Origin of the sequence: Xanthomonas sp. NCPPB 3005, assembly GCF_041228095.2 — a bacterium.
Taxonomy (GTDB): Bacteria; Pseudomonadota; Gammaproteobacteria; order Xanthomonadales; family Xanthomonadaceae; genus Xanthomonas_A; species Xanthomonas_A bonasiae.
Genome location: NZ_CP166096.2, coordinates 2,614,516 through 2,641,028 on the forward strand (window position 1 = coordinate 2,614,516; position 26,513 = coordinate 2,641,028).

Below are 26,513 nucleotides of genomic sequence, written 5' to 3' on the forward strand. Positions count from 1 at the left end.
GTGGGTAGAATCGGCGCATGACCAGTGCAGCCGACAGCAGTGAATTGATCAAGGTGGTGGCGTTGCTCGGCGCCGCGGTGGTGGCGGTACCGGTGTTCCGCCGCCTGGGCCTGGGCTCGGTGCTCGGCTATCTGGCCGCGGGCCTGGCGATCGGGCCGTTCGGATTCGGCTGGTTCGCCGATCCGCAGGCGATCCTGCATGTGGCCGAACTGGGCGTGGTGATGTTCCTGTTCGTGATCGGGCTGGAAATGCGGCCCTCGCACCTGTGGAGCCTGCGCAAGCAGATCTTCGGCCTGGGCACGGCGCAGATCGTGGTGTGCGCGACGGTGCTGACCGGGGTGGGGCTGGCGTTGGGGCTGTCCTTGCCGGTGGCGTTCATCGCCGCGTCCGGTTTCGTGCTCACCTCCACCGCGGTGGTGATGCAATTGCTCGGCGAGCGCGGCGACATCGCCTTGCCGGCGGGACAGAAGATCGTCGCGATCCTGTTGTTCGAAGACCTGCTGATCGTGCCGTTGCTGGCCGTGGTGGCATGGATGGCGCCGGTGCCGGTCGCCGCCGATGCGCCCTCGCGCTGGATCGGCATCGGCATCGGCGCGGCGGCGATCGTCGGCCTGCTGGTGGCCGGGCGTTGGCTGCTGAATCCGCTGTTCCGGTTGCTGGCCGCGGCCAAGGCGCGCGAAGTGATGACCGCCGCTGCGCTGCTGGTCGTCCTGGGTGCGGCATTGCTGATGCAGCTCGGTGGGCTGTCGATGGCGATGGGCGCGTTCCTGGCCGGGGTGCTGCTGTCCGAATCCACCTTCCGCCACCAGATCGAGGCCGACATCGAGCCGTTCCGCGGCATCCTGCTGGGGTTGTTCTTCCTCGGCGTGGGCATGGCCCTGAACCTGGCAGTGGTGGCGGCGAACTGGATGCTGATCCTCAGCGGCGTGCTTGCGTTCATGGCGGCCAAGGCCGCGTGCATCTACCTGGTCGCGCGGCTCACCGGCAGCGGCCACGCGCAGGCGCTGGACCGCGGCGTGCTGATGGCGCAGGGCGGCGAGTTCGCGTTCGTGCTGTTCGCCGCCGCCGGTGCGGCCGGGGTCATCGATGCGCAGGTCAACGCCAACCTGACCGCGATCGTGGTGCTGTCGATGGCGCTGACCCCGCTGTTCGTGCTGCTGTACCGGCGCTGGGCGCCGGTGGAAGCGCCGTCGCTGGACGGCGTGGAGGCGGCCGACGGGCTCACCGGCAGCGTGCTGATCATCGGCTTCGGCCGTTTCGGCCAGGTCGCCAGCCAGTCGCTGCTGGCGCGCGACGTGGACGTGACCATCATCGACAACGACATCGAGATGATCCAGAGCGCGGCCGAATTCGGCTTCAAGATCTACTACGGCGACGGCACCCGCCTGGACGTGCTGCATGCCTCCGGCGCGCACAGCGTGCGCGCCATCGCGGTGTGCATCGACAACCGCGAGGCCGCCAACCGCATCGTCGAGCTGGCCACGCAGGAATTTCCGCACGCCAAGCTGCTGGTGCGCTCCTACGACCGCGAGCATTCGCTGAAGCTGATCGCCGCCGGCGTGGACTACCAGATCCGCGAGACCTTCGAGTCGGCGGTGGAATTCGGCCAGGCCGCGCTGATCGAACTGGGCATGGCCGAGGACGAGGCCGCGAGCATCGCCCGCGAGATCCGCCGCCGCGACGCCGAGCGCCTGGAACTGGAGATCGCCGCAGGCGACGTGCGCGCCGGCAGCGGCCTGATGTACGGCAACATCGCCCCGGCGGTGCCCAAGCCGACCCCGTTCACTCCGCCGCGGCGCGAGAGCCGCACGCTCAATCCCGAAGCGGTGCCGGCGGCGGAGGCAGTGGACGAGCGCCGCAACGACTAAGGCACCGCCGCCCTGTAGGAGCGGCTTCAGCCGCGACCGGGCATCACCGGTGATGCCTGGTCGCGGCTGAAGCCGCTCCTACAGTGGCTGCGGACTGCGAATGTCCTAGCTGAAACGCCTCAGCGCAGAAATGCGCGCAACGCCTGCGCATAACGCGGATCGGCGCTGATGTCGTCGTGTCCGGCGCGCGGCATCGCGACCACGCTGGGTGTCTGCGCCAGGGAATCGAGCAGCCGCTGCGTGCTCGACGCCGGCACCACCTGGTCGCGGCCGGCGCGCAGCACCAGCAACGGCCCGCGGTAGGCGCGCAGCGCGCTGGCCGAGTCGTAGCGGTCGCGCAGCAGCCAGCGCACCGGCGCCCACGGGTAATGCGCCTGCGCGGCCGAGGCCAGGCTGTCGAACGGGGTGACCAGCACCAGCCGCGCCAGCGGCCGCCGCGCCGCCAGCTGGCTGGCGACGCCGCTGCCCAGGCTGCGTCCGAGCACCGCGATCTCGGCCTGCGGCTGCGCGGCGCGCACGTGGTCGTACAGCGCCAGCGCGTCGCCGATCAGCGCCGCCTCGTTCGGCGTGCCGTCGCTGGCGCCGTAGCCGCGGTAGGCCAGCAGGTACACGCTGTAGTCGGGCAGCAGCGGCGCCAGCTGCGCGCGCGCCTGGCGCAGGTCCTCGGCGTTGCCGCCGAAGTACAGCAACACCTTGTCGCGGCCGGGATTGACCCGCCAGCCGCGCAGGCGCAGCACCGGGCTGCGCTGCAGGACGAAATCGGTCTGCGCCGCGGCCACCCGGGTCGCCTGCGGGAAATACAGCAGCTCGCGCTGGCCCAGGTAGAGCAGGGCGCAGACCACCAGATAGGCGACGACCGCGATCGCCGCGACGATGCCCAGGTGGCGCAGCATCTATCCGTGCCGGCGCTGCGCGTCGGCGAAGGCCGCCAGTTGTTCCGGCGTGGCCTCGGCCTGGAACTGCGCCTTCCAGTCGGCGAACGGCATGCCGTAGACGCGTTCGCGCGCCTGATCCTTGCTCAGCGTCTCGCCTTCGGCGGCGGCCGCCTCGCGGTACCAGTCGGCCAGGCAGTTGCGGCAGAAGCCGGCCAGGATCATCAGATCGATGTTCTGTACGTCGCTGCGGTCCTGGTTGAGGTGCTGCAGCAGCCGCCGGAACGCGGCGGCCTCGATGCGGGTGGTGTCGGTCATGGCGGAATCGGGGACAATAGGGGTCCCCAGACTCTACACCCGCTCGCCTCGATGACCGATTCCGCGCCCGTCTCCTCCGTTCCGGCCCGCATCCTCGACGGGCGGCGCATCGCCGACGAACTGCTCGACCAGCTCAAGCTGCGGGTCGATGCGCGGCTGGCGGCCGGACAGCCGCGGCCGGGCCTGGCGGTGGTGCTGGTCGGCGGCGATCCGGCGTCCACGGTGTACGTGCGCAACAAGCGCCGCGCGGCGGAAAAGGTCGGCATCGAGGCGTTCGACTACGACCTGCCGGCCGGTACCGGCGAAGCCGACCTGCTGGCGCTGATCGACCGCCTCAATGCCGACCCCAAGGTGCACGGCATCCTGGTGCAGCTGCCGCTGCCGGGCATTCCCGATGCCAGCCGGCTGATCCATCGCATCGATCCGCGCAAGGATGTGGACGGTTTCCATCCGGAGAACGTCGGCCACCTGGCGCTGCGCGAATTCGGCCTGCGCCCGTGTACCCCGCGCGGCATCGTCACCCTGCTCGGGCATACCGACCAGCCGGTGCGCGGCCGCAACGCCACCATCGTCGGAGTCAGCAACCATGTCGGTCGGCCGATGGCGCTGGAACTGCTGATCGCCGGCTGCACGGTCAGCTGCTGCCACAAGTTCACCCCGCCGGACGTGCTGCAGGCGCGCGTGCGCGATGCCGACATCCTGGTGGTGGCGGTGGGCCGTCCCGGCCTGATCCCCGGCGAATGGGTCAAGCCCGGCGCGGTGGTGATCGACGTCGGCATCAACCGCCTCGACGACGGCCGCCTGGTCGGCGACGTCGGCTTCGACGCGGCCGCGCAACGCGCCAGCTGGATCACCCCGGTGCCGGGTGGAGTCGGGCCGATGACCGTGGCCACGCTGATGCAGAACACGATCGAGGCCGCTGATGCGGCCGGCATGACCAGCCATTCGGCTGTGTAAAGCCGGGATTCGGGATTCGGGATTCGTTAAAGGCAACGGCAAAGCGCGTGCGTCGGTCGATCGCGGTTGCCTCCGAGGTCGGCCGGCTGTTGGCGTCCAGGCAATCATGCAAACGGCCGGCTGCGGAGGGCTTCGCCGTTGCGAATCCCGAATCCCAAATCTCCAATCCCGGCCCCAAATGCGTTAAAATGCCGCGCTTCCCCACATTCGGGTCCGCCGATGCTGCGCATCCAGGCTGAAGCTTTAACGTACGACGACGTTTCGCTCGTCCCCGCCCATTCGATCGTCCTGCCGAAGGACGTCAGCCTGGAAACCCGGCTGACCCGCGACCTGCGCCTGAAATTGCCGATCCTGTCGGCGGCGATGGACACGGTGACCGAACACCGCCTCGCGGTGGCCATGGCCCAGCTCGGCGGCATCGGCATCATCCACAAGAACCTGACCCCGGCGCAGCAGGCGGCCGAAGTGGCCAAGGTCAAGAAGTTCGAAGCAGGGGTGATCACCGAGCCGTTCACCGTCGGTCCGGAAACGACCATCGGCGAAGTGCTGAAACTGACCCGCGCGCGCAACATCTCCGGCGTGCCGGTGGTCGACGGCAGCGAACTGGTCGGCATCGTCACCAGCCGCGACATGCGCTTCGAGAAGAAGCTCGACGATCCGGTCCGTCACATCATGACCAAGAAGGATCGGCTGATCACCGTGCGCGAAGGCGCCAGCGACGAGGAAGTGCTGCAGCTGCTGCATCGCAACCGCATCGAGAAGATCCTGGTGGTCAACGACAGCTTCGAGCTGCGCGGCCTGATCACGGTCAAGGACATCCAGAAGAAGACCGACAACCCCAACGCCGCCAAGGACGCGGCCACGCGCCTGCTGGTCGGTGCGGCGGTCGGCGTCGGTGGCGACACCGAGCAGCGCATCGAACTGCTGGCCGCGGCGGGCGTGGACGTGGTCATCGTCGATACCGCGCACGGCCACTCGCAGGGCGTGATCGACCGCGTGGCCTGGGTCAAGAAGACCTATCCGCAGCTGCAGGTGATCGGCGGCAACATCGTCACCGGCGATGCCGCGCTGGCGCTGATGGACGCCGGCGCCGACGCGGTCAAGGTCGGCGTGGGTCCCGGCTCGATCTGCACCACGCGCGTGGTCGCCGGTGTCGGCGTGCCGCAGATCACCGCGGTGGACATGGTCGCCGAGGCGCTGCAGGACCGCATCCCGCTGATCGCCGACGGCGGCATCCGCTATTCCGGCGACATCGGCAAGGCGCTGGTCGCCGGCGCCTCCACGGTGATGGTCGGCGGTCTGTTCGCCGGCACCGAGGAAGCCCCGGGCGAGGTCGAACTGTTCCAGGGCCGCAGCTACAAGAGCTACCGCGGCATGGGCAGCCTGGGCGCGATGGAGAAGGGCAGCAAGGACCGGTATTTCCAGGACGCCTCCGACGCCGACAAGCTGGTGCCGGAAGGCATCGAAGGCCGCGTGCCGTACCGCGGTCCGCTCAGCGGCATCATCCACCAGCTGATCGGCGGCCTGCGCGCCACGATGGGTTACGTGGGCTGCGCGACGATCGAGGAAATGCGCACCAAGCCGAAGTTCGTCACCATCACCGGTGCCGGCCAGCGCGAGAGCCACGTCCACGACGTGCAGATCACCAAGGAACCGCCGAACTACCGCATGGGCTGATGCCCATGCGCGGGATTGGGGATTCGGGATTGGGGATTCGTAGTAGCCCGCCGCGTCTCCACCGGCAGTGCACATCGCCGCCATCCCGCTGTTGCGAATCCCCAATCCCGCATCCCCAATCCCGGCCCCAATGACCAACATCCACAGCGACAAGATCCTCATCCTCGATTTCGGCGCGCAGTACACGCAGCTGATCGCGCGCCGTATCCGCGAACTGGGGGTCTACTGCGAGATCTGGGCCTGGGACCACGATCCGGCCGAGATCGCCGGCTTCGGCGCCAAGGGCATCATCCTGTCCGGCGGCCCCGAGTCGACCACGCTGCCGGGCGCGCCGGTCGCGCCGCAGGAAGTGTTCGACAGCGGCCTGCCGGTGTTCGGGATCTGCTACGGCATGCAGACCCTGGCCGCGCAGCTGGGTGGCGCCACCGAGGCCGCCGACCAGCGCGAGTTCGGCCATGCGGAAGTGGAGGTGGTCGCGCCCGACGCGCTGTTCTCCGGCCTCAGCGACCATCCCGGCGCGGCGCGTTTGAACGTGTGGATGAGCCACGGCGACCACGTCTCCAAGGTGCCGCCGGGTTTCACCGTCACCGCCGTCACCGACCGCATCCCGGTCGCGGCGATGGCCAACGCCGCCAAGCGCTGGTACGGCGTGCAGTTCCATCCGGAAGTCACCCACACGCTGCAGGGCCAGACCCTGTTGCGCCGCTTCGTGGTCGACGTCTGCGGCTGCGAGACCCTGTGGACCGCGGCCAACATCATCGACGACCAGATCGCGCGCGTGCGCGCCCAGGTCGGCGACGACGAGGTGATCCTGGGCCTGTCCGGCGGCGTCGATTCGTCGGTGGTCGCCGCGCTGCTGCACAAGGCGATCGGCGACAAGCTGACCTGCGTGTTCGTCGATACCGGCCTGCTGCGCTGGCAGGAAGGCGACCAGGTGATGGCGATGTTCGCCGAGCACATGGGCGTCAAGGTGATCCGGGTCAACGCCGCCGACCGTTATTTCGACGCGCTGGCCGGGGTCAGCGACCCGGAAGCCAAGCGCAAGATCATCGGCAACCTGTTCGTGGAGATCTTCGACGAGGAGTCGAACAAGCTGGCCAACGCCAAGTGGCTGGCGCAGGGCACGATCTATCCGGACGTGATCGAGTCGGCCGGCAGCAAGACCGGCAAGGCGCACGTGATCAAGAGCCACCACAATGTCGGCGGCCTGCCCGAGCACATGAAGCTGGGCCTGGTCGAGCCGCTGCGCGAACTGTTCAAGGACGAGGTGCGGCGCCTGGGCGTGGAACTCGGCCTGCCGCGCAGCATGGTCTACCGCCATCCGTTCCCGGGTCCCGGGCTGGGCGTGCGCATCCTCGGCGAAGTGAAGCGCGAGTACGCCGAGCTGCTGGCCAAGGCCGATGCGATCTTCATCGAAGAGCTGCGCAAGGCCGACCTGTACGACACCACCAGCCAGGCGTTCGCGGTGTTCCTGCCGGTCAAGTCGGTGGGCGTGGTCGGCGACGCGCGCGCCTACGAATGGGTGATCGCGCTGCGCGCGGTGGAGACCATCGACTTCATGACCGCGCACTGGGCGCACCTGCCGTACGACTTCCTCGGCACCGTGTCCAACCGCATCATCAACGAACTGCGCGGCGTCTCGCGCGTGGTCTACGACATCTCCGGCAAGCCGCCGGCGACGATCGAGTGGGAGTGATTTTTGCCGATCCGGGCGTATCCGACCTGCGCGACGGACCTCGCCCATATTGACCCGCCGCAAAATCGGAAGTGCCGTCAGGAGAGGTGAGCTCTTGACGGTTTCCTCGACATGAGTGTCTGAAGACGGTCATTTCCTGCCAAGACTCACTCAAGATCGTATTCCGGTACTTTTGCAGGCGACGCGCAAATGCAGCCGGATGCCGCGATCAAGGCTCTGAAGCCGCGAGACGACTGCGGATCTTCCGGCGTACCCGGACGAACTTTGCGGTTGCTGTGTTCTTCGGGTCAGGAGCGCTGCCGTTGCGGGCGCTCCATCACCAGCAGGGTCGAGGTCGCGCTGGCATAGATGCGCGCGTTGGCGTCCTTCAGCGTCGCCTCGGCAAAGGCGGCACGGCGGCCGACGGATAGGACGCGGCCTTCCGCGCGGAGCGGGCCGGTGTCGGCGGTGATCGGGCGCAGGTACGAAACCTTCAGTTCCAAGGTGGTGTAGGCCTGGTCCGCCGACAACTTGGAATGCACGGCGCATCCGCACGCCGAATCGAGCAGCGTCGCGGCATAGCCGCCATGGACCGTGCCGATCGGGTTGTAGGCGTGTACGCCGGGCGTGCCTGAGAAGACCGCCCATCCATCGCCGGCTTCGACGAAAGTGAAGTCCAGCGAATCGCCGATCGGCGGTCGGCCTCCGGCAGCGATCAGCGCCTGCAGGGTCTCAAGCCCGGAAAGGCCGGGGGCAATTTCGTCGACGAGATTCACTGGCATCTCTCCAATGTGGGCCGGCGCAGGGGCGCGGACGGCTTCAGCAAGATTGACGTCTGCGGGGCGCATCGTCTTTGCTGCTTATATGATGACCATAATATATGGCCGTGCCAAGCGGCGGTCCTGACCGGGTGCGTGGCCGACATTTGTCGATACAAAAGCCGCGACCCGATCGCCGTTCAGCAGGGCAGGGCGGCGGTAGCGCTGGCGACAAGCAGCGGAGGCTGGATCATTTTTGACGCGGCGCCAGCAGCGTCCGCGGTCGATCCGGTTGCCCCGCGATCCGCTCCAGGGCGGGTAGCGCAACGTACACTTGCCAAGGAGCCAGGCCGAGACAACGTCGAAGTCGTCTCGGCGGATCTCGTGGCGATGCCGGAGACCATGCAGCCAGCGGATGTGCTGTGGCTGCACCTGTTCTACCCCGATCTCCATACCGCGCTGATCCAGGCCAGGGGCGCGGCTGCGGCATCGCTTCGCCTATCGGTTCGTGAAGCCTTGATCAGCGCGAAGGTCCCGGCCTGATCCGGAACCAGATGGAATACATCGCCGGCAGGAACACCAGGGTCAGGATCGTCCCGGCGAAGGTGCCGCCGATCAGTGTGTAGGCGAGGGTGCCCCAGAACACCGAGTGGGTCAGCGGGATGAATGCCAGGATGGCGGCCAGGGCGGTCAGGATCACAGGCCGCGCCCGCTGCACCGTGGCTTCGACGACCGCGTCGAACGGGCTCAGCCCTTCGCGTTCGTTGTGGTGGATCTGCCCGATCAGGATCAGCGTGTTGCGCATCAGGATGCCCGACAGCGCGATCAGGCCGACCAGGGCATTGATGCCGAAGGGCTGCTGGAACACGAGCAGCGTCGGCGCGACGCCGATCAGGCCGAGCGGACTGGTGGCGAACACCATGACCATGGCCGCGATCGAGCGCACCTGCAGGATGATGATGAGCAGGGTGAGCGCGACCATGATCGGGAACAGCGGCAGCATCGCCTTGGTGGCCTTGCCGGCCTCCTCGATCGAGCCCGCCTGTTCGATCCGGTAGCCGGGCAGAAGCGCGCCGATGATCGGCTGCAGCTGGGCCAGGATGGCGGTGGAAACGTCCGGGGGCTGCAGGCCTTCGGCGATGTCGCCGCGGACCGTGATGGTCGGCGTGCGATCGCGGCGGCGCAGGATGGGATCCTCCATGCGCACATCGACGGTGCCGGCCTGGGACAGCGGAATGCGCTGTCCCGCCGCTCCGACCAGCGTGAAGCCGCCGATCTTCGCAGGATCGAAACGGATCTCGCCGGCTGCGCGTCCCAGCACCTGCACCGAACGGATGTCCTCGCGCACCTCGGTCAGAGGCACGCCGCTCAACAGGAACTGCAGCTGCGAGGCCACGGCGCTGGAGGTCAGCCCGACGGCCTGGAGCCGGTCCTGGTCGAGGGTGAAGCGCAGCGTGGGGACGCGCGGTCCCCAATCCGTGTTGACCGTGCGCATCATCGGACTGGCATGCATGACATCGGCGACGTCGCCTGCGATCTTGCGCAGCACGTCCGGGTCGGGACCCATGACGCGATACGCCACCGGAAACGGCGAAGGCGGGCCGAACACGATCTGGGTGGCGCGCACCTGCGCCTCCGGCGCCAAGCCGTCGGCCACCGCCCGGCGCAGCCTGAACTTGAGCGCTTCGCGTTCCTTGTCGTCGCCGGCGAGCACCACGATCTTGGCGAACGACGGATCGGGCAGTTCGGGCGACATCGCCAGGAAGAAGCGTGGCGCGCCCTGGCCGATGTAGGACGTCACGATCCGCGCCTCCTTCTGTTTCGCCAGCCAGGCTTCGACCTTCGCCGTCGCCGCACTGGTCTGCTCGATCGAGGTGCCGTAGGGCATCTGCACCTCGACCAGCACCTCGGGCCGGTCGGAGGTCGGGAAGAACTGCTTGTTGACCACGCCCATGCCGACGATGGACAGCGCGAACAGCCCGGCCACCGTGCCGGCGACCAGCCATTTGCGCGCGATGACGCGCCCGAGCACTTGCCGGAAGCGGTTGTAGTGGCGGGTGTCGTAGATGGCTGCGTGGCCGCCTTCGATCTTCTTGATGTCCGGCAGCAGCTTCACGCCCAGGTAGGGAGTGAACACCACAGCGACGACCCAGGATGCGATCAGGGCGATGCCGACGATCCAGAACATGTTGCTGGTGTATTCGCCGGCCGTGGAGCGCGCGAATCCGTTGGGCATGAAGCCCACGGCCGTGACCAGCGTGCCGGACAGCATGGGCGCCGCCGTATGGCTCCAGGCATAGGCCGAGGCGGCGACGCGGCTGTAGCCTTCCTCCATCTTCACCACCATCATCTCGATGGCGATGATGGCGTCGTCCACCAGCAGGCCCAGCGCCAGGATCAGCGAGCCGAGCGTGATGCGGTCGAAGTTCTTGCCGCTCGCGGCCATGACCACGAACACCGCCGCCAGCGTCAGCGGCACCGCCGCCGCGACCACGAGGCCGACACGCCAGCCCATGCTGACGAAGCACACCACCATCACCACCAGCAGGGCGACGAAGAACTTGACCATGAACTCGTCGACCGCCGAACCGATGTTGACGGCCTGGTCGGTCACCTTGCTCAGCGTCATGCCCAGCGGCAGCCCGGCGTTGACCTTGGTCACTTCCGCCTCCAGCGCCTTGCCCAGATCCAGGCCGTTCCAGTCGTCGCGCATCACCACGCCCAGTAGCAGCGCCGGTTCGCCGTTGTTGCGGACCAGGAAGGTGGCGGGATCCTCGTAGCCACGTTCCACGGTCGCCACATCCGACAGCTTCAGCGTCCGTCCCTGCGCGACGATCGGGGTCTGCCGGATCTTCTCCAGGCTGTCGAATGCACCATCGACGCGCAGGAACACCTGCGGTCCCTTGGTCTCGATGGAGCCGGCGGGGGTCAGCACATTCTGGCTGTTGAGCGCGGCGAAGATGTCCTGCGGCGCGACGCCCAGCGTGGCCAGGCGGTCGTGGGAGAAGGAGACGAAGATGCGCTCGGGCTGCTCGCCGATGATGTTGACCTTCTTCACGCCCGGAACGTGCAGCAGTTGCTGGCGCAGCGCCTCGGCGTCGCGCACCAGCAGCCGTTGCGGTTCGCCCTTGGCCTTGAGCGCGAACAGCGCGAAGGTCACGTCCGCGTACTCGTCGTTGAGCATCGGGCCGATGACGCCGGCCGGCAGCTTCCTGGCCTCGTCGCCGAGTTTCTTGCGGGCCTGATAGAACTCCTCCTGCACCTGCGCAGGCGGGGTGCTGTCGAGCAGCGAAATCATGGTGAAGGCCAGGCCGGGGCGCGTATAGGTTTCCGCGCGGTCGTACCAGCGCAGTTCCTGCAGGCGTTTTTCCAGCGGTTCGGCGACCTGGTCCTGCATCTCCTGCGCGGTCGCGCCCGGCCAGGCGGTGACGACCGTCATCTGCTTGATCGTGAACGGCGGATCTTCCGCGCGTCCGAGCTGGAAGAACGCGAGAACACCGGCGACGGAGATCAGGAAGATCAGGAACAGCGTGATCGAACGCTCGCGCACCGCCAGCGCCGACAGATTGAAACGCCCCTCGCTCATGGACGCGCTCCGCCGGCCAGCGCCTGGCCCTGGCCGATCGGCCTGACCAACTGGCCTTCGCGAAGCAGATGCGCGCCCAGCGACACCACCTGGTCGCCAGCCTCGAGATTGCCTTTCACCTGCGCTACCTCGTCGGTCAAGCCAAGCACCTGGACCGAGCGCCAGACAGCCTTGGCAGGCTTGCCCTCGACGGCCCACACGCCCGGGCCCTTGCCCGGATCGAACACGGCGCCGATCGGGACTTGTAGCGAAGCGGCGGCGTCCGTGCCGGTCGGGATCTCGACGGTGACGGTGGCGCCCAGCGGCGCGCGGGCCAACGCGCCGTCGAGCACGTACCTGGCCTCGTAGGTGCGGGTCAGCCGGTCAGCCGCATTGGACAGCTGCCGCAAGGTCGCCGGCATCGCGGCCTGGCGATCGCCGTACAGCCTGGCATGCGCCAGCGAACCCGCAGCCGGCCGCAGCGTCTCGGGCAGTTGCACGATGGCTTCGCGCTGGCCCGCATGCGCCAGGCGCATGACCGGCTGCCCGGCGCCGACCACTTGCCCCGGCTCGGCCAGCGTGTCCACGATCACGCCATCGGCGTCGGCGAGCAGGACGGCGTAGCCCGACGCGTTCCTGGCGACGCCGGCTTGCGCCTCGGCCGCCTTGAGTTGCGCCCGCGCCGTGTCGGCGGCGGCCTTGACCTGATCGTAGGCGGATGCCGAGACGGCCCCTTCGGCAACCAGGTCGCGATAGCGCGCCGCCTCGTCGGCGGTCTGCGTGGCGCGCGCCCGGGCTGCGGCGACCGTTTCCTGCTGCGCCTGTGCCTGCAGGCCCAGGTCGATCGGGTCCATGCGCATGAGCGCCTGGCCGCGTTTGACGGTCTGCCCGGTATCGACCAGGCGCTCGAGCACCTTGCCCGGCACGCGAAACGCCAGATCGCTTTGGATTCGAGCCGCGACGACTCCGGTGAACGACCGCGGTGCGTCGGCACCGCCGTGGACGGCCGCGACCCTGACCAGCGGCACCTCCGTACGCGGATCGGCGGCATGTTCGTTACCGCATGCCGCTAGGACGAGAGGCAGCAGGCAGAAGGCATACGTAACAAACTGGCGCCGAAGCATGGGAACCCTTCCTGACGGGATAGGGCGCCCATTCTATACATGTGACCAAAATGGTCAATAGTCACAAACGAAGGAATCAGGGCGACAGGCTGCGCAGGATCAGGCCGGACAACTGGCCCGTCGCCTCGGTGGTGTTGTCCAGGTTGTGCTGCAGCAACAGCGGATTGATGAACGGGCGCATGACCAGGTAGATGGCACCGGCTGTCTCGTCCAGCGGGGTCTTGCGCTCGAATTCGCCGGCTTCGCGACCGTCGCGCACGATCTGCAGGACCAGGGCCTTGATGTGCTCTTCGTAGGCGCGGGCGGAGGGCCAGGATTCGGCGGCCGAGTTCCTGGCGATGTCGTAGAGCTTGCGATCGTCGAAGAACAGTTCGCTACTGGACTCCACCAGGGCCTTGAAAACGCGTCTCAAGCGCTCGGGGGCGGAAGGCGCGCCGGCAACGGCCTCGTCAACCGCCGCCATGATCGCGCTGAGGCGATTGGAGCAGATGACCTCGCCGATCGCCTGCTTGGAATCGAAGAACTTGTAGATGTAGGCCTTGGAAAAGCCGATCGCTTTCGCCAAGTCGGAAACGGTCGTCTTGTCGTAGCCGTACAGGCTGAAATATTCGGTCGCCGCCTCGACGATCTGGTCTCGGACATCGTGGTCCGAAGGTCCCCTGGGTTGGGGCGCGGGAGAAGGGGTCTTGGTCATTGTCACAGGGTACCGCGCCGCCCGTGGATTTGACAAAAGGTGACCATTTCGTAATATGGTCACATCAGCCGGCTTTCAGGATCGCCATGCAGTTCCGTCGCTCTCTCGTCATTTTGCTCTGCGCTGGCGTGACGGCCGGCTGCGCGGTCGGCCCCGACTACCGCCGACCCGAGGCGCCGTTGTCCAGCCACTACATCGGGCAGACGCAGGCTGGGCAGGCCAGCGGCCCGTCTGCGGTCGACCTGGCGGCATGGTGGCAAGACTTCGACGATCCGCTGCTGACGCGTCTGGTGGCGTCGGCGCTCGAGCAGAATCTGGACCTGGCGCAGGCGGCCGCGCGCGTCGCCCAGGCACGCGCCGGGCTCGGCGCGGCCAACGCGGCCCTGCTGCCGTCGGCAGCCGTCAGCGGGTCGGCGGCGCGCGCGCGCCAGTCGCTGGAAACCCCGTTGGGGCAGGTGCTCGATGCCGCGCCTGGATACGACAGATTGGGAAGCGCCTACGAGTTGGACCTGGAGGCAGGCTGGGAGGCGGACGTGTTCGGCGGTCTGCGGCGTGGTCGTGAGGCGGCATTGGCCGACTATCAAGCCTCGCAAGCCGGTGCCGGGGCAGTGCGGCTGGCGGTAGCCGCACAGACCGCCGACATCTATATCACCATCCGCGGCCTGCAGACGCGCCTCGACATCGCCCGGCGCCAGGTCAGGACCCAGCAGGACCTGCTGGCGAAAGTGGGCCTGCTGTACAAAAAGGGACTGGCTGCCGAGTACGAAGTGCGACAGACGGAAGGCACGCTGTCGCAGGTGCAGGCGACGGTTCCCAGCCTGCAGACGGGCCTGGATGCGGCGATGAACGCCTTGGATGTGATGCTGGGTGTCCCGCCCGGAACGCATCGGGACGAACTCGAAGCCGCCGCACCGATTCCGGCGACGCCGGGAATCGCCGGGATGGGTTCCCCGGCCGACCTGCTGCAACGTCGCCCCGACCTCGTCGTCGCAGAACGCCGGCTCGCGGCGGCCAATGCCCGCATCGGCGAGGCGGTCGCCGAGTATTACCCGAAGTTCTCGTTGAGCGGCTTGCTGGGAAGCGCCACCGCGATATCCAGCGGCAACCTGTTCACCAGCGGCGCGAGCCAGGCGGCAGGCGTGTTGGGACTGCGCTGGCGGCTTTTCGATTTCGGCCGTATCAATGCGCAGATCGATCTGGCCAAGGGTCAGGATGCCGAGGCCTTGGCCGCCTATCGTCAAGCGGTGCTGCGCGCGACCGAGGATGTCGAGAACGCCTTTTCGGCATTGGTCAACCGTCGGGACCAGGCCACGCTGTTGAAGCAGGGCGAGGCATCGCTGACTCGTGCCAGGGGATTGGCGTTTACCGCGTACGAGCGCGGGACCGCGAGCCTGATCGACGTGCTGCATGCCGACGAATCGCTCTTGAACGCGTCCGACGCGAGAGCGCAGGCGCAGACCGAATCGGCGCGAGCCGCCGTCGCCGCGTTCCGGGCGCTCGGTGGCGGCTGGCAGCCGCTGTCTTCCGACGCGCTGGCGGCTCGTGGATCGTGAGGCGCGAATGACTGCTTGACGGTCATGCCGTCGGGGTAGATCGCAGGCATGGTGCCGCCGCAGACCGATGCGATCCCATATGCCGAGCCCGCATGGATGCAGTTGCAACCTTCGGTTGATCGCGCGAGCGCAAGGCGTACACTTTTTTCGGAAAGCGAACGCCATGCGCCCGCGACGGGCGACGAGGGAGCGGCACATGCGGATGGGGCGACAGAGGGTTGTGGCGGCGGCGTTCCTGGCCTTCGGGCTTTCGGCATCCATCCCGGCATCGTTCGCTGCCGGTACGAAACAGGCCGCAAGTGCGGCGGAGACCGGCCTGGATGCGCGCGGACACCTGCGCGCTGTCGCGGCCGGACGCGGCGAGTCGTTCGCGTACACGCGGCTGCAGCAAGGCGTCCAGGTCCGCATCGGCCAGATCGCCAAGAACGTGATCTTCTACGGGCCGCAGACCGTTCGCGTGAATGCGAACCTGGGAGAGAACTACTGGACCGCCCCCAGCCTGGCGGTGATCGGCACGCCGCAACCCATCGCCTTCGCCACCGGCGAGACCGAGGACACGCTGACGCTCAAAAGCGCCGCATTGCGCGTTGAAATCAGCAAGAGGACCGGCGCGGTGCGTTTCCTCGACGCTGCGGGCAAGCTCTATACGGAAGAAAACAGCGACGCGCCGCAGACGTTGAAGAAGGTGGTCGTGTCGGGCGCGCCGACGTTCGAGGCCGCCAACAGGTTGACCTTGCGCCCGGACGAAGCGATCTATGGCCTGGGTTTCCTCGGCGAGCAGAGCAGCAATCGGCGCGGCAAGGAACTGCTGCTGGTGCAGACCAATGTGGGCATCGTCATCCCCGTGCTGATGTCCTCGCGCCGCTACGGGATCCTGTGGGACACGTACTCGCAGATGCGCTTCAAGGACGATGCGGACGGCGCATCGATGTGGGCCGAAAGCGCGCCCGGCGGCGTCGATTACTACTTCATGGGCGGCGATACCCCGGATGCGGTGGTCGCGGCCTACCGGGCGCTGACCGGGCAGGCACCGATGTATCCCAAGCAGGCGTTCGGCCTGTTCATGAGCAAGGAACGCTACAAGACCCAGGAGCAGCTGCTCGACGTCGCCCGCAGCTTCCGCAAGGACGGATTTCCGCTCGACTACATCGTGCAGGACTGGCAGTACTGGGGATCGGACAAGGACGGCAGCTGGAGCGGCATGACCTGGGATCCGGTCCGCTATCCCGATCCTGCAGGCATGGCGCGCCAGGTGCACGACCTGCACATGAAGCTGATGGTGTCGATCTGGCCATCGGTCGGCGACGATACCGCGCTGGCCCGCGAACTGGACCAGCACCAGTTGCGTTTCGCGCCGCTGCACTGGATCTCCAAGCATGCGCGCGTGTACGACGCCTACAGTCCGCTGGGGCGGCAGATCTACTTCAAGCACATCAAGTCGGGCCTGCTCGACAAGGGCGTGGATGCGCTGTGGATGGACGGCACCGAGATCGAAGTCAGCAGCGCCATGTGGAACGCGCAGGACAATATCCGCGACACCAAGGCGCTGGGCTCCAACGCGCTGGGCGACTTCACGCGGTATCTCCATCCTTACTCGCTGCTCACCACGCAGGGCACGTACGACGGGCAGCGCGCCACCAGCGACAAGCGCGTGTTCACGCTGACCCGCTCGGCGTGGGCGGGCGCGCAGCGCACTGCCGCGGCGTCCTGGAGCGGCGACATCTACGCCAGTTGGAAGACGCTGAAACAGCAGGTCACCGAAGGCGTCAATGTGACGGTGACCGGCAATCCCTACTGGACCCAGGACACGGGCGGCTTCTTCGTCGCCGATTTCCCCGGCGGCGAAAACAATCCGGCCTGGCGCGAACTCTATGCGCGCTGGCTGCAGTTCTCGGCGTTCAATCCGCTCATGCGGATCCACGGCACCAACGTCGAGCGCGAGCCGTACCGGTTCAAGTCGATGGACCCGGCGGTCTATGCCTCGCTGCTCAAGAGCACGCAGCTGCGCTATCGCATGCTGCCCTACATCTACAGCCTCAGCTGGAAGGTGACCGCGGACGGCTACACGCTGATGCGGCCGCTGATGATGGATTTCCCCGACGATCGCGCCATCGACGCCATCGACGATACCTTCATGTTCGGCAACGCGTTCCTCGTCCATCCGGTGACGCGGGCGATGTACCACGTCGAACCGCCGCCGGCGACGACCATCCCGGGCGAGGTGCTGCGCACGCCGGACGGGAAGCCGGGCCTGGCCGGCCAGTATTTCGAAGGCGAGCATTTCCAGACGCCCAGGAGCCGCTTCGTCGATCCGAAGGTGGACCACACCTGGCCCGATCCGCCGCTGGCCGAGGTGCCGGCTGGCCTTTCCGGCCTGATGCACTTCTCCGCACGTTGGCAGGGCACGCTGACCGCGCCTGAAGAAGGGGAATACGAGATCGGGGTCGAGGGCGACGACGGCTTCCGGCTGATGCTCGACGGCAAGACCGTCGTGCAGGACTGGGACGCCGGCGCTGCGCGGTACAAGGCGACGACGGTCGCGCTGCGCAAGGGCCAGGTCGTCAAGCTCGGGCTCGAGTACTACCAGGGCGATGCCGAGCGCATGCTGCGCCTGGCGTGGAGAACGCCGAGCGAGCGGCAGGCGCTCAGCGCGCCGCGCGCCGCCCTCGACGACAATGTCGACACCTATCTGCCCAAGGGCGCGGACTGGTACGACTTCTGGACCAACCAGCGCTTCGATGGCGGCCGCCACGTCGTCCGGCGCGCGCCGCTGGATCTGCTGCCGCTCTACGTGCGGGCCGGATCGATCGTGCCGATGGGGCCGCAGGTGCAATACGCCACGCAGGCGCCGCAGGCGCCCTACGAAGTCCACGTCTATCCGGGCGCGAACGCGCGCTTCACCCTGTACGAGGACGACAACGAGACCTATGCCTATGAAAAGGGCGCCTATGCCACCTACGAGCTGGTCTGGAACGATGCGGCCAGAACGCTGCGCATCGGCCCGCGGCGAGGCGGCTTTCCCGGCATGACCGCGCAGCGCGAGCTCGACGTCGTGCTCGTGGATGGCGCCACCGGCGGCGGCATGGAGCCGGCGCCGGTCACCAAGCGTATTTCCTATACCGGAAAACCTGTCACGGTCCGGTTCTGAAATCCCGCGTCGTCGTTGTCCGCAGGAGTACAGCCTTGTCGAAGCCTGCCATTTTCGCCGCGCTGGTCCTCGCCGTCGGCCTGCCGCTCGCTGCAGCGCGCGCCGACAATCCCATCGTGCAGACGCGGTTTACCGCGGATCCGGCGCCGCTGGTCCACGACGGCGTCCTGTATCTCTACACCAGCCATGACGAGGACGATGCCGCCGGCTTCAAGATGCTCGACTGGCGGCTGTACCGGTCCACCGATCTGGTCAACTGGACCGACCGCGGCGTGGTCGCCTCGCTCAAGACCTTTCCGTGGGCGGTGCAGAGCAACGATGCCTGGGCGCCGCAGGTGGTCGCGCGCGGCGGCAGGTTCTATCTCTATGTGCCGATCAGCGTGGCCGGTTCGCCCAAGAACGTCATCGCGGTCGCCGTGGCCGACACGCCCGATGGGCCATTCCGCGATGCGCTGGGCAAGCCGCTGATCGCGCCGGCGGAGGGCTTCTTCGACCCGACCGTGTGGATCGACGACGACGGCCAGGCCTACCTGTACTGGGGCAACCCGGACCTGTGGTACGTCAGGCTCAACCCCGACATGGTGTCTTACTCCGGCCCGATCACCAAAGTGCAGAGCAAGCCGGCGGACTATCAGGAGGGGCCGTGGTTCTACAAGCGCGGCGGCCGCTACTACATGGCCTACGCATCGACCTGTTGTCCGGAAGGGATCGGCTATGCGATGAGCGACGGCCCGACCGGTCCGTGGGTGCACAAGGGCAAGATCATGGATCCGAACCAGGGCTCCACCGGCAACCATCCCGGCATCGTCGACTACAAGGGCGGCTCCTATCTGTTCGGCTTCAACTACTGGCTCAACTTCGAAACGACGCCGATCCATCACGAACGCCGCTCGGTCACCGTCACCAGGTTCCAGTACCGGCCCGACGGCACCATTCCCAAGCAGCCGTGGTGGGACCGCAAAGGGGTGGCGCAGCTCGGCACCGTCGATCCGTACACGCGGGTGGAGGCCGAGACGATCGCGTGGACGTCGCGGCTCAAGCGCGACCGCGACCGGCCGTACGACTGGGCGCCGGGTGTCAGCACCGCCGGTGAGGCGCGCAGCGGCGTGTATGTCACCCGCATCGCCGACCGCAGCTACATCAAGGTCGCCGGCGTCGACTTCGGCACGCTGGGCGCCAAGCGCTTTGTCGCCAGCGTGGCCAACGCGGTTGCGCCAGCGTCGATCGAACTGCGGCTCGACGGCGTGGACGGTCCGCTGATCGGCACGCTGCAGGTTGGCGCGAACGATGCCGTGGGTCTGTGGCAGGAACGCACGGCGTCCGTGTCCGGCGCTGTCGGCACGCACGATCTGTACATGCTGTTCAAAGGCGGAGCGGAGCCGTCGCTGTTCGATTTCGACGATTGGCGTTTCGCGCGTTGAAGCCCGCCCAGGGCGGCACCGGCGTTGGACGGTCTGCGGCATTCGCTATCCGACTGGACGCGCGCGCAGCAGTCGCAGTTGCCAGCGGCCGCCGGGCGCGGACGTCCGGACCGGGCGTCACCGGAGCCTGGCCGTGTGGGTCGCGCAACTACTTAACTGCAGGCCGCAGCGAGGTGCGCGGCGCCACGCAGCGAGAGGGCCGCGCAGTCCACAAAAAACTAACAATTGGCTGGCTATTTTTGGCCGACTTCACCGCCTCACCTGGCTTGAATGCGCACTCCGCTCGCAACCGAAGCAGACCGTCTGCTCCTGCAGAGCGTGACTGACTACGCGATCTACATGCTCGACCCGGAAGGCTTCATCCTCAGCTGGAACACCGGCGGCCGCCACATTAAGGGCTACGAGGAAGCCGAGATCGTTGGCCAGCACTTTTCCAGGTTCTACACGCCGCAGGACGCCGCCGCCGGCCTGCCGCGCAAGGGGCTGGACGCGGCCAGGCGCGAAGGCCGCTACGAGGCCGAAGGCTGGCGGGTGCGGAAGGACGGTTCGCAGTTCCGTGCCAGCGTGGTCATCGATCCGGTCTGGAAGGATGGCGCGCTGGTCGGCTATGCCAAGGTCACCCGCGATGTCACCGAGCAGTTCAATGCCGCGGAAGACCTGCGCAAGGCCGAACGCGCCCTGGCGCAGGCGCAGAAGGTGCAGGCCATCGGCCGCCTGACGCTGGGCATCGCCCACGATTTCAACAATCTGCTGGCGGTCATCGTCGGCAGCCTGGACCTGCTGGCCAAGACCCAACACGACGCGCGCAGCAAACTGCTGATCGGGGCGGCGACCGATGCGGCGGAGCGGGGCAGCAGGTTGTCGCAGCAGATGCTGGCCTTCGCCCGCGGGCAGGACCTGGTCCCCGAACCCAACGACGTCAATGCGCTGATCGTCGGGGCCGCCGAGCTGTACCGGCGCGTGGCCGGCGATGCCATGACCTGCGAGTTCGCGTTCGCCGATGCGTTGCCGCCGGTCGTGGTCGACGCCAGCCAGTTCGAAGCGGCGCTGATGAATCTGGTCGCGAACGCGCGCGACGCGGTGCGGCAGGGCCGGATCGTGATCTCCACGCGGCTGTGCCGCTCCGGCCTGTCCCTGCACGCGGAAGCCAGGCCCGATCACGACTACGTGTGCGTGGCGGTGCAGGACGACGGCCCGGGCATGTCCGAGGAGGTGCGGCTGCGCGCCATGGAGCCGTTCTTCACCACCAAGGATGTCGGCAATGGCAGCGGCCTGGGATTGAGCCAGGTGTTCGGCTTCGCCGGCCAGTCCGGCGGGTTCGCGACCATCGACAGCGGGCAGGGGCAGGGAACCCTGGTCACCATGTACATTCCGGTTGCGATGACGCCATGACCATGAGAAGGATCCTCTATGTCGAGGACGATGCGCTGCTGCGGATGGTGACGGTCCTCGCCCTGAAGGATGCCGGGTTCGACGTCCTCGAAGCGGTCAACGGCATCCAGGCGCAGGCGGAACTGGCCAGTGGGCGGTTCGACTGCGTGATCAGCGACATCAGCATGCCTGGCGGCGTCAGCGGCATCGAGGTCGTGCGCACCGCGCAGGCGATGAATCCGGCCTGCGTGGCGATCCTGCTGTCCGGCTATGCGCTGTCGCAGTTGCCGCCCTTGCCGCCCACGGCGCGTTTCCTGTCCAAGCCGTATCGCATGCACGAACTGCTGGGGACGCTGGATCCAGAAGGCCACGCATGAACGCCGCCAGCCCGGGGCCGCGCACGCCGGGCTTCTCGGGTCTTGGCGAGCCACCAACCGGCTCGGGCGGGACGGTTTCGGGATCGGGCGAGGCGTTCGTGGTATTGGGCCTGGCCGTCGCTCGACGATGTTCGCGACCCGTTTCTCCGCCCCGCAGGACGCAGGCTGTGCCTACACAACAACATCACTTTGCCGAACGTAGTGTGTTTTGGCGTCACTGAACCGTGAGCGTTGCGGCACGCCCAGGTGAGCAGGCGCCGGTCGCGGCATCCATGCAAGGCGTGCTGGCGAAAGGGAGACTGCTGATGCGAGTTGCTGCGCGCGGTCCTTAGCAAGACAGCTGCAACACATTACGTTCGATCCACACGCAACCTTCAAGGACCCCTATGACCCCCCACCGGCAACCCGATCACGCGCACGGCGACGACCTGCCGCGCATCTCGACCGGCAGTGCGGGCCTGGACAATATCCTCGGCGGTGGCGTCGACCCCAACCGCCTCTATCTCTACGAAGGCCGCCCAGGCACCGGCAAGACCACGATCGCCTTGCAGTTCCTGCTGGAAGGCGCCCGGCATGGCGAGCGCGTGCTGTACATCACCTTGTCCGAGACCCAGCGCGAACTGCATCTGGTGGCTGCCCGCCACGGCTGGAGCATGAATCAGGTCGACGTGTTCGAACTGGTGCCGCCGGAGATCGTGCTGGATCCGGAACGCGAACTCACCGTGTTCCATCCTGCGGAAATGGAGCTGACCGAGACCACCAAGCTGATCTTCGACAAGGTCGAACAGCTCAATCCCACGCGGGTGGTGCTGGACAGTCTCTCCGAACTGCGCCTGCTCGCGCAGAGCCCGCTGCGCTATCGCCGCCAGGTGTTGGCGCTGAAGCATTTCTTCGCCAGCCGGCAATGCACGGTGATCCTGCTCGACGACCTGTCCTCGCAGGAAAACGATCTGCAGTTGCACTCCATCACCCATGGCGTGGTGTTGCTGGAACAGCTGGCCATCGACTACGGCGCCGAACGCCGGCGCCTGCGCGTGGTCAAGATGCGCGGCATCCAGTTCCGCGGCGGCTATCACGACTTCACCATCGAGAAGGGCGGGCTGGAAATCTACCCGCGCCTGATCGCGGGGGAATACAAGCACCACCATATCGAGGAGGTCGCTCCCAGCGGCAACGCCGAGCTGGACCGGCTGCTCGGCGGCGGACTGGAGCGCGGCACCAACGCCTTGCTGTTGGGCGCGGCTGGCGTGGGCAAGTCCTCGCTGGCGTTGACCTATGCCATCGCCGCGGCCCAGCGTGGCGAACACAGCGTGTTCTTCGCCTTCGACGAGGGGCGCAGCACCGTCGAGGCGCGCGCTCGCAGGCTGGGCTTGCCGCTCGACGAAAAGCTCGACAACGGCCTGATCCGTTTCCAGCAGATCGATCCGGCGGAGATGTCGCCCGGCCAGTTCGCGGCCAACGTGCGCCGCAGCGTGGAAGTGGACGGCGCGCGGGTGATCGTCATCGACAGCCTCAACGGCTATCTCAACGCGATGCCGGACGAACGCTTCCTGATCCTGCAGATGCACGAACTGCTCAGCTATCTGGGCCAGCAGGGCGTGCTGACCATCCTGGTCCTGGCGCAGCACGGACTGGTCGGGCCGATGGAAACCCCGCTGGACCTCAGCTACCTGAGCGATTCGGTGCTGATGCTGCGCTATTTCGAAGTGGACGGCACGGTGCGCCGGGCGCTGTCGGTAGTGAAGAAACGCAGCGGCAGCCACGAGACCACCATCCGCGAGTTCCGGCTCAGCGGCAACGGCCTGGATATCGGCTCGCCGATCAAGCAGTTCAGCGCGATCTTCAGCGGCACGCCGCGCTACGGCGGAAACGATCTGCCGTTCATGGATTCCGCTGCGCATGAGCAGCAGTGACGCCATCGAAAGCCGGGTCCTGGTCTACGCTCCGATCGGGCGCGATGGCAATGCGTCGGTAGAACTGCTGCGGCGTGGCGGCGTGGTGGCATGCAACTGCGCCGACCTGGACAGCGTGGTGCGCGAACTGAACATCGGTGCCGCTGCAGTGTTCATCGCCGAAGAAGGCCTGTTCGGCAAGGATGCGAGCGCGCTGTTCGCCTGGGCCGACGCGCAGCCGCCATGGTCTGATCTGCCGTTCGTGGTGCTGACCAGCCATCAGGAACAACCGTCCGTGGTGACCTGGCGGCGCAAGCTGGTGGCCTCGCTGCGCAACGTCGCCCTGCTCGAGCGGCCGGTGCAGGCGATCACCTTGACCAGCACCATCAAGGCCGCGCTGCGCGCCCGTACCCGTCAATACGAAGTGCGCTCGCTGTTGCGGGAACAGGCGTCGGCGGCGCAGAAGCTGGAGGCGCAGGTGGTGGCGCGCACGCGCGAGCTGGAGCAGGCCAATCGCCTCCTGCGCACGCAGATGGATGAGCGCGCGCGGGTCGAGGAAACCCTGCGCCATGCGCAGAAGATCGAGGCCATCGGGCAATTGACCGGTGGCGTCGCGCACGATTTCAACAATTTGCTGATGGTGATCTCCGGCGGCCTGGCGATGCTCGACACCCAGGCCGATCCGGCCGTGCGCAAGCGGCTGATGGATGGCATGCAGAAGGCCGCGCAGCGCGGCGCCGGGCTGACCCGGCAGTTGCTGGCGTTCTCGCGGCGGCAGGAGCTCAAGCCGGAGCCGGTCGACCTGACCCGGCAGATCGGCGGCATGCGCGAACTGCTGGACCGCAGCCTGCGCGGCGACGTGCACGTGGATTTCGATTTCGCCGACGGCCTGTGGCCGATCGAAGTGGATCCGGGCGAGCTGGAACTGGTGGTGCTCAATCTGGCGGTCAACGCGCGCGATGCGATGCCCAATGGCGGCACGATCGTGGTGCGGGCGCAGAACGTGCCCGGCGCGGGCAAGACCGATCCGGACTTCATCCGCCTGTCGATCGTCGATACCGGCGTCGGCATGGCGCCGGAAGTGAAGGCGCGGGTGTTCGAACCGTTCTACACCACCAAGGACATCGGCAAGGGCTCGGGCCTGGGTCTGGCGCAGGTGCACGGGTTCGTGCAGCAATCCGGCGGCTCCATCGACATCGACAGCGAACCCGGGCAGGGCACCGCGATCCATCTGCTGCTGCCGCGCTCGTTCCGCGCGCCGGCGCCGGACGAACGGCATCTGGTGGACCTGCAACAAGTGGCGCGTCGCGCCCCGGGCGACGCCGGTTACGTGCTGCTGGTCGAGGACGACGACGAAGTCGCCGCCCTGGTCGGCGAAATGCTGCGCCAGCTCGGCTACCAGGTCACCCGCGTGGCCAGCGCCGCTGCCGCGCTGGGTGCGTTGGCCAACGAGCGCGTGGTGGACATCGTGTTCTCCGACATCATGATGCCTGGCGGCATGAACGGCCTGGAGCTGGTCCACGAGATCCGCCTGCGGCGCCAGGAATTGCCGATCCTGCTCACCAGCGGCTACGCGGAAGCGGCGAAATCCGCGGCCGAGGCGCAGGGCGTGCAGATCCTGTCCAAGCCCTACCGGCTGGACGAACTGGCCACCGCGTTGCAGCAGGTGCGCGCCAATCCCGGCGCCCAGGACAAACCGGAAGCGGCGCCCCTGTATTCGTAAGCGCAGGCATCGTTGGCCCGGCCAGCGCGCCTGCGCCGAGTCGCCGCGGCCGCCGCGTCAGCGCGGTGCCCGGGTTCTTGCGCCGGCTCAGTGCAGCAGGGTATCGCCGAGCAGCTTTACGTTCAGCGCCACGATCAGCGCGGCGATGATCCACGACAGCCAGATCAGCCAGCGCGGCGCGACCAGCGCGCCCATCTTGCGTTTGTCGGCGACGAAGCGCACCAGCGGGATCACCGCGAACGGCAGCTGCATCGACAGCAGCACCTGGCTCAGCACCAGTAGCTTGGCGGTGCCCTGCTCGCCGTACAGCCAGGTCACCACCACCACCGGCACGATCGCCAGGCCACGGGTCAGCAGGCGCCGCGCCCAAGCCGGGATGCGCAGGTGCAGGAAGCCTTCCATGACGATCTGCCCGGCCAGCGTCGCGGTCACCGTGGAGTTGATGCCCGAGGCCAGCAGCGCCACCGCGAACAGGGTCGAGGCCACGCCGACGCCGAGCATCGGCGCCAGCAGCTCGTAGGCCTGCTCGATCTCCTCCACGTCGGTGCGGCCGTGCGCATGGAACACCGCGGCGGCCAGCACCAGGATCGCGGCGTTGACGAACAGCGCCAGGCTCAACGCGATGGTGCTGTCGGCCAGCGCCCAGCGCAGCGCCGAGCGGCGGCCGTTGTCGCTGCGCTCGTAGGCGCGGGTCTGCACGATCGACGAATGCAGGTACAGGTTGTGCGGCATCACCGTCGCGCCGATGATGCCGATCGCCAGGTACAGCGCGGTCGGGTTGGTCACCACTTCGGCGCGCGGGATGAAGCCGGCCAGCACCTCGTGCAGCGGCGGCGCGGCCATCGCGATCTGCACCACGAAGCAGGCGAAGATCACCAGCAGCAGCGCGATCACGAATGCCTCCAGGGTGCGGAAGCCGCGCCGCATCAGGTACAACACCAGCAGCGCATCGATCGCGGTGATGATCGCGCCCAGGGTCAGCGGGATGCCGAACAGCAGCTTCAGCGCGATCGCGGTGCCGATCACCTCGGCCAGGTCGCAGGCCACGATCGCCGCCTCGCAGGCCAGCCACAGCAGGAAGTTGACCGGCCGGGAATAGTGCTCGCGGCAGGCCTGCGCCAGGTCGCGGCCGGTGGCGATGCCCAGCCGCGCCGCCAGGCCCTGCAGCACGATCGCCATCAGGTTCGACAGCAGGATCACCGACAGCAACAGGTAGCCGAAGTGCGAGCCGCCGGCGATGTCGGTGGCCCAGTTGCCCGGATCCATGTAGCCCACCGAGACCATGTAGCCCGGCCCCAGGAAGGCCAGGAAGCGGCGCCAGCCGAGCCCGCCGCTGGGCACGGCGACGCTGCCGTTCATGCGCCCGAGGCTGCGCCGCGGCGGCTCGCTGGCCTGCGGCCAGGCGGCATTGGAATCGGGCAGGGGCAGGGGATCGGCCATGGCGGAAACGTGCGTGGGAGGAGCGCGATCCAGTATATAGCACTTGCTATTCTGTTTAGCATTGGCAAATCGGATCGCTG

General features: G+C 67.5%; 19 protein-coding genes. 12 read left to right on the forward strand and 7 right to left on the reverse strand.

Features of this window, described 5'->3' with window-relative positions:
• The first annotated feature begins 17 nt into the window (after positions 1 to 17).
• Complete coding sequence (locus AB8810_RS11410; protein ID WP_369916564.1) at positions 18 to 1,868, forward strand: monovalent cation:proton antiporter-2 (CPA2) family protein; 1,851 nt, start codon at positions 18 to 20, stop codon at positions 1,866 to 1,868.
• A gap of 119 nt (positions 1,869 to 1,987) precedes the next feature.
• Here AB8810_RS11410 and AB8810_RS11415 read toward each other — a convergent pair whose 3' ends face one another.
• Both AB8810_RS11415 and AB8810_RS11420 read right to left on the reverse strand, forming a co-directional pair.
• Positions 1,988 to 2,761: an alpha/beta hydrolase gene (locus AB8810_RS11415; protein WP_191824139.1), complete on the reverse strand. Its 774-nt coding sequence runs from the start codon at positions 2,759 to 2,761 to the stop codon at positions 1,988 to 1,990.
• Entirely contained in the window at positions 2,762 to 3,058 is a 297-nt protein-coding gene (locus AB8810_RS11420; RefSeq protein ID WP_179564915.1) for a DUF1244 domain-containing protein, read from the reverse strand.
• 51 nt (positions 3,059 to 3,109) lie between these two features.
• Here AB8810_RS11420 and folD point away from each other — a divergent pair, with 51 nt between their 5' ends.
• The 3 genes from folD to guaA all read left to right on the forward strand — a co-directional run bounded on the left by folD (position 3,110) and on the right by guaA (position 7,388).
• Positions 3,110 to 4,015 (forward strand): bifunctional methylenetetrahydrofolate dehydrogenase/methenyltetrahydrofolate cyclohydrolase FolD, encoded by a 906-nt coding sequence (gene folD / locus AB8810_RS11425; protein ID WP_372530423.1) that lies wholly within the window; start codon positions 3,110 to 3,112, stop codon positions 4,013 to 4,015.
• 219 nt (positions 4,016 to 4,234) lie between these two features.
• Positions 4,235 to 5,692, forward strand: coding sequence for an IMP dehydrogenase (gene guaB / locus AB8810_RS11430; protein WP_179564911.1), 1,458 nt, complete (start codon positions 4,235 to 4,237; stop codon positions 5,690 to 5,692).
• A 130-nt stretch (positions 5,693 to 5,822) separates the two neighbouring features.
• The gene (guaA, locus tag AB8810_RS11435) at positions 5,823 to 7,388 is read left to right on the forward strand and encodes a glutamine-hydrolyzing GMP synthase (RefSeq protein WP_372530424.1); all 1,566 of its coding nucleotides are present in this window, start codon (positions 5,823 to 5,825) and stop codon (positions 7,386 to 7,388) included.
• Positions 7,389 to 7,675: 287 nt separating this feature from the next.
• Here guaA and AB8810_RS11440 read toward each other — a convergent pair whose 3' ends face one another.
• Positions 7,676 to 8,143, reverse strand: a complete 468-nt coding sequence (locus AB8810_RS11440; RefSeq protein WP_179564907.1) for a PaaI family thioesterase — start codon at positions 8,141 to 8,143, stop codon at positions 7,676 to 7,678.
• Between the two features lie 138 nt (positions 8,144 to 8,281).
• Here AB8810_RS11440 and AB8810_RS11445 point away from each other — a divergent pair, with 138 nt between their 5' ends.
• Positions 8,282 to 8,668, forward strand: coding sequence for a hypothetical protein (locus AB8810_RS11445; RefSeq protein WP_372530425.1), 387 nt, complete (start codon positions 8,282 to 8,284; stop codon positions 8,666 to 8,668).
• Here AB8810_RS11445 and AB8810_RS11450 read toward each other — a convergent pair.
• From AB8810_RS11450 to AB8810_RS11460, 3 genes are all read right to left on the reverse strand, one after another.
• Positions 8,646 to 11,711: an efflux RND transporter permease subunit gene (locus AB8810_RS11450; protein WP_372530426.1), complete on the reverse strand. Its 3,066-nt coding sequence runs from the start codon at positions 11,709 to 11,711 to the stop codon at positions 8,646 to 8,648. The two genes, AB8810_RS11445 and AB8810_RS11450, sit on opposite strands and share 23 nt — an antisense overlap.
• Positions 11,708 to 12,814 (reverse strand): efflux RND transporter periplasmic adaptor subunit, encoded by a 1,107-nt coding sequence (locus tag AB8810_RS11455; RefSeq protein ID WP_372530427.1) that lies wholly within the window; start codon positions 12,812 to 12,814, stop codon positions 11,708 to 11,710. The genes AB8810_RS11450 and AB8810_RS11455 overlap by 4 nt, the downstream gene beginning before the upstream one ends.
• Positions 12,815 to 12,890: 76 nt before the next feature.
• Entirely contained in the window at positions 12,891 to 13,508 is a 618-nt protein-coding gene (locus tag AB8810_RS11460) for a TetR/AcrR family transcriptional regulator (protein ID WP_372530428.1), read from the reverse strand.
• A gap of 86 nt (positions 13,509 to 13,594) precedes the next feature.
• On the opposite strand from AB8810_RS11460, the gene AB8810_RS11465 reads away from it, so the two are divergent.
• The 7 genes from AB8810_RS11465 to AB8810_RS11495 all read left to right on the forward strand — a co-directional run bounded on the left by AB8810_RS11465 (position 13,595) and on the right by AB8810_RS11495 (position 24,993).
• Positions 13,595 to 15,061 (forward strand): efflux transporter outer membrane subunit, encoded by a 1,467-nt coding sequence (locus AB8810_RS11465; protein ID WP_372530429.1) that lies wholly within the window; start codon positions 13,595 to 13,597, stop codon positions 15,059 to 15,061.
• A gap of 220 nt (positions 15,062 to 15,281) precedes the next feature.
• The gene (locus AB8810_RS11470; RefSeq protein WP_372530430.1) at positions 15,282 to 18,209 is read left to right on the forward strand and encodes a TIM-barrel domain-containing protein; all 2,928 of its coding nucleotides are present in this window, start codon (positions 15,282 to 15,284) and stop codon (positions 18,207 to 18,209) included.
• Between the two features lie 35 nt (positions 18,210 to 18,244).
• Positions 18,245 to 19,630 (forward strand): glycoside hydrolase family 43 protein, encoded by a 1,386-nt coding sequence (locus AB8810_RS11475; protein ID WP_372530431.1) that lies wholly within the window; start codon positions 18,245 to 18,247, stop codon positions 19,628 to 19,630.
• 270 nt (positions 19,631 to 19,900) lie between these two features.
• Positions 19,901 to 21,022, forward strand: a complete 1,122-nt coding sequence (locus AB8810_RS11480; RefSeq protein WP_179564898.1) for a PAS domain-containing sensor histidine kinase — start codon at positions 19,901 to 19,903, stop codon at positions 21,020 to 21,022.
• A gap of 2 nt (positions 21,023 to 21,024) precedes the next feature.
• On the forward strand, positions 21,025 to 21,378 hold the full coding sequence (locus AB8810_RS11485; protein WP_372530432.1) for a response regulator: 354 nt from the start codon (positions 21,025 to 21,027) through the stop codon (positions 21,376 to 21,378).
• Positions 21,379 to 21,764: 386 nt separating this feature from the next.
• Complete coding sequence (locus AB8810_RS11490; protein ID WP_206256995.1) at positions 21,765 to 23,291, forward strand: ATPase domain-containing protein; 1,527 nt, start codon at positions 21,765 to 21,767, stop codon at positions 23,289 to 23,291.
• Positions 23,278 to 24,993, forward strand: a complete 1,716-nt coding sequence (locus tag AB8810_RS11495; RefSeq protein WP_372530433.1) for an ATP-binding protein — start codon at positions 23,278 to 23,280, stop codon at positions 24,991 to 24,993. The genes AB8810_RS11490 and AB8810_RS11495 overlap by 14 nt, the downstream gene beginning before the upstream one ends.
• 87 nt (positions 24,994 to 25,080) lie before the next feature.
• Here AB8810_RS11495 and AB8810_RS11500 read toward each other — a convergent pair whose 3' ends face one another.
• Positions 25,081 to 26,433: an Nramp family divalent metal transporter gene (locus AB8810_RS11500; RefSeq protein WP_372530434.1), complete on the reverse strand. Its 1,353-nt coding sequence runs from the start codon at positions 26,431 to 26,433 to the stop codon at positions 25,081 to 25,083.
• Between the last annotated feature and the right edge of the window lie 80 nt (positions 26,434 to 26,513).

Coding starts and splice junctions, on each gene's coding strand:
- AB8810_RS11410 (WP_369916564.1), top strand. CDS start 18: ATGACCAGTGCAGCCGACAGCAGTGAATTGATCAAGGTGGTGGCGTTG.
- AB8810_RS11415 (WP_191824139.1), bottom strand. CDS start 2,761: ATGCTGCGCCACCTGGGCATCGTCGCGGCGATCGCGGTCGTCGCCTAT.
- AB8810_RS11420 (WP_179564915.1), bottom strand. CDS start 3,058: ATGACCGACACCACCCGCATCGAGGCCGCCGCGTTCCGGCGGCTGCTG.
- folD (WP_372530423.1), top strand. CDS start 3,110: ATGACCGATTCCGCGCCCGTCTCCTCCGTTCCGGCCCGCATCCTCGAC.
- guaB (WP_179564911.1), top strand. CDS start 4,235: ATGCTGCGCATCCAGGCTGAAGCTTTAACGTACGACGACGTTTCGCTC.
- guaA (WP_372530424.1), top strand. CDS start 5,823: ATGACCAACATCCACAGCGACAAGATCCTCATCCTCGATTTCGGCGCG.
- AB8810_RS11450 (WP_372530426.1), bottom strand. CDS start 11,711: ATGAGCGAGGGGCGTTTCAATCTGTCGGCGCTGGCGGTGCGCGAGCGT.
- AB8810_RS11455 (WP_372530427.1), bottom strand. CDS start 12,814: ATGCTTCGGCGCCAGTTTGTTACGTATGCCTTCTGCCTGCTGCCTCTC.
- AB8810_RS11460 (WP_372530428.1), bottom strand. CDS start 13,508: ATGACCAAGACCCCTTCTCCCGCGCCCCAACCCAGGGGACCTTCGGAC.
- AB8810_RS11465 (WP_372530429.1), top strand. CDS start 13,595: ATGCAGTTCCGTCGCTCTCTCGTCATTTTGCTCTGCGCTGGCGTGACG.
- AB8810_RS11480 (WP_179564898.1), top strand. CDS start 19,901: ATGCGCACTCCGCTCGCAACCGAAGCAGACCGTCTGCTCCTGCAGAGC.
- AB8810_RS11485 (WP_372530432.1), top strand. CDS start 21,025: ATGAGAAGGATCCTCTATGTCGAGGACGATGCGCTGCTGCGGATGGTG.
- AB8810_RS11490 (WP_206256995.1), top strand. CDS start 21,765: ATGACCCCCCACCGGCAACCCGATCACGCGCACGGCGACGACCTGCCG.
- AB8810_RS11495 (WP_372530433.1), top strand. CDS start 23,278: ATGAGCAGCAGTGACGCCATCGAAAGCCGGGTCCTGGTCTACGCTCCG.
- AB8810_RS11500 (WP_372530434.1), bottom strand. CDS start 26,433: ATGGCCGATCCCCTGCCCCTGCCCGATTCCAATGCCGCCTGGCCGCAG.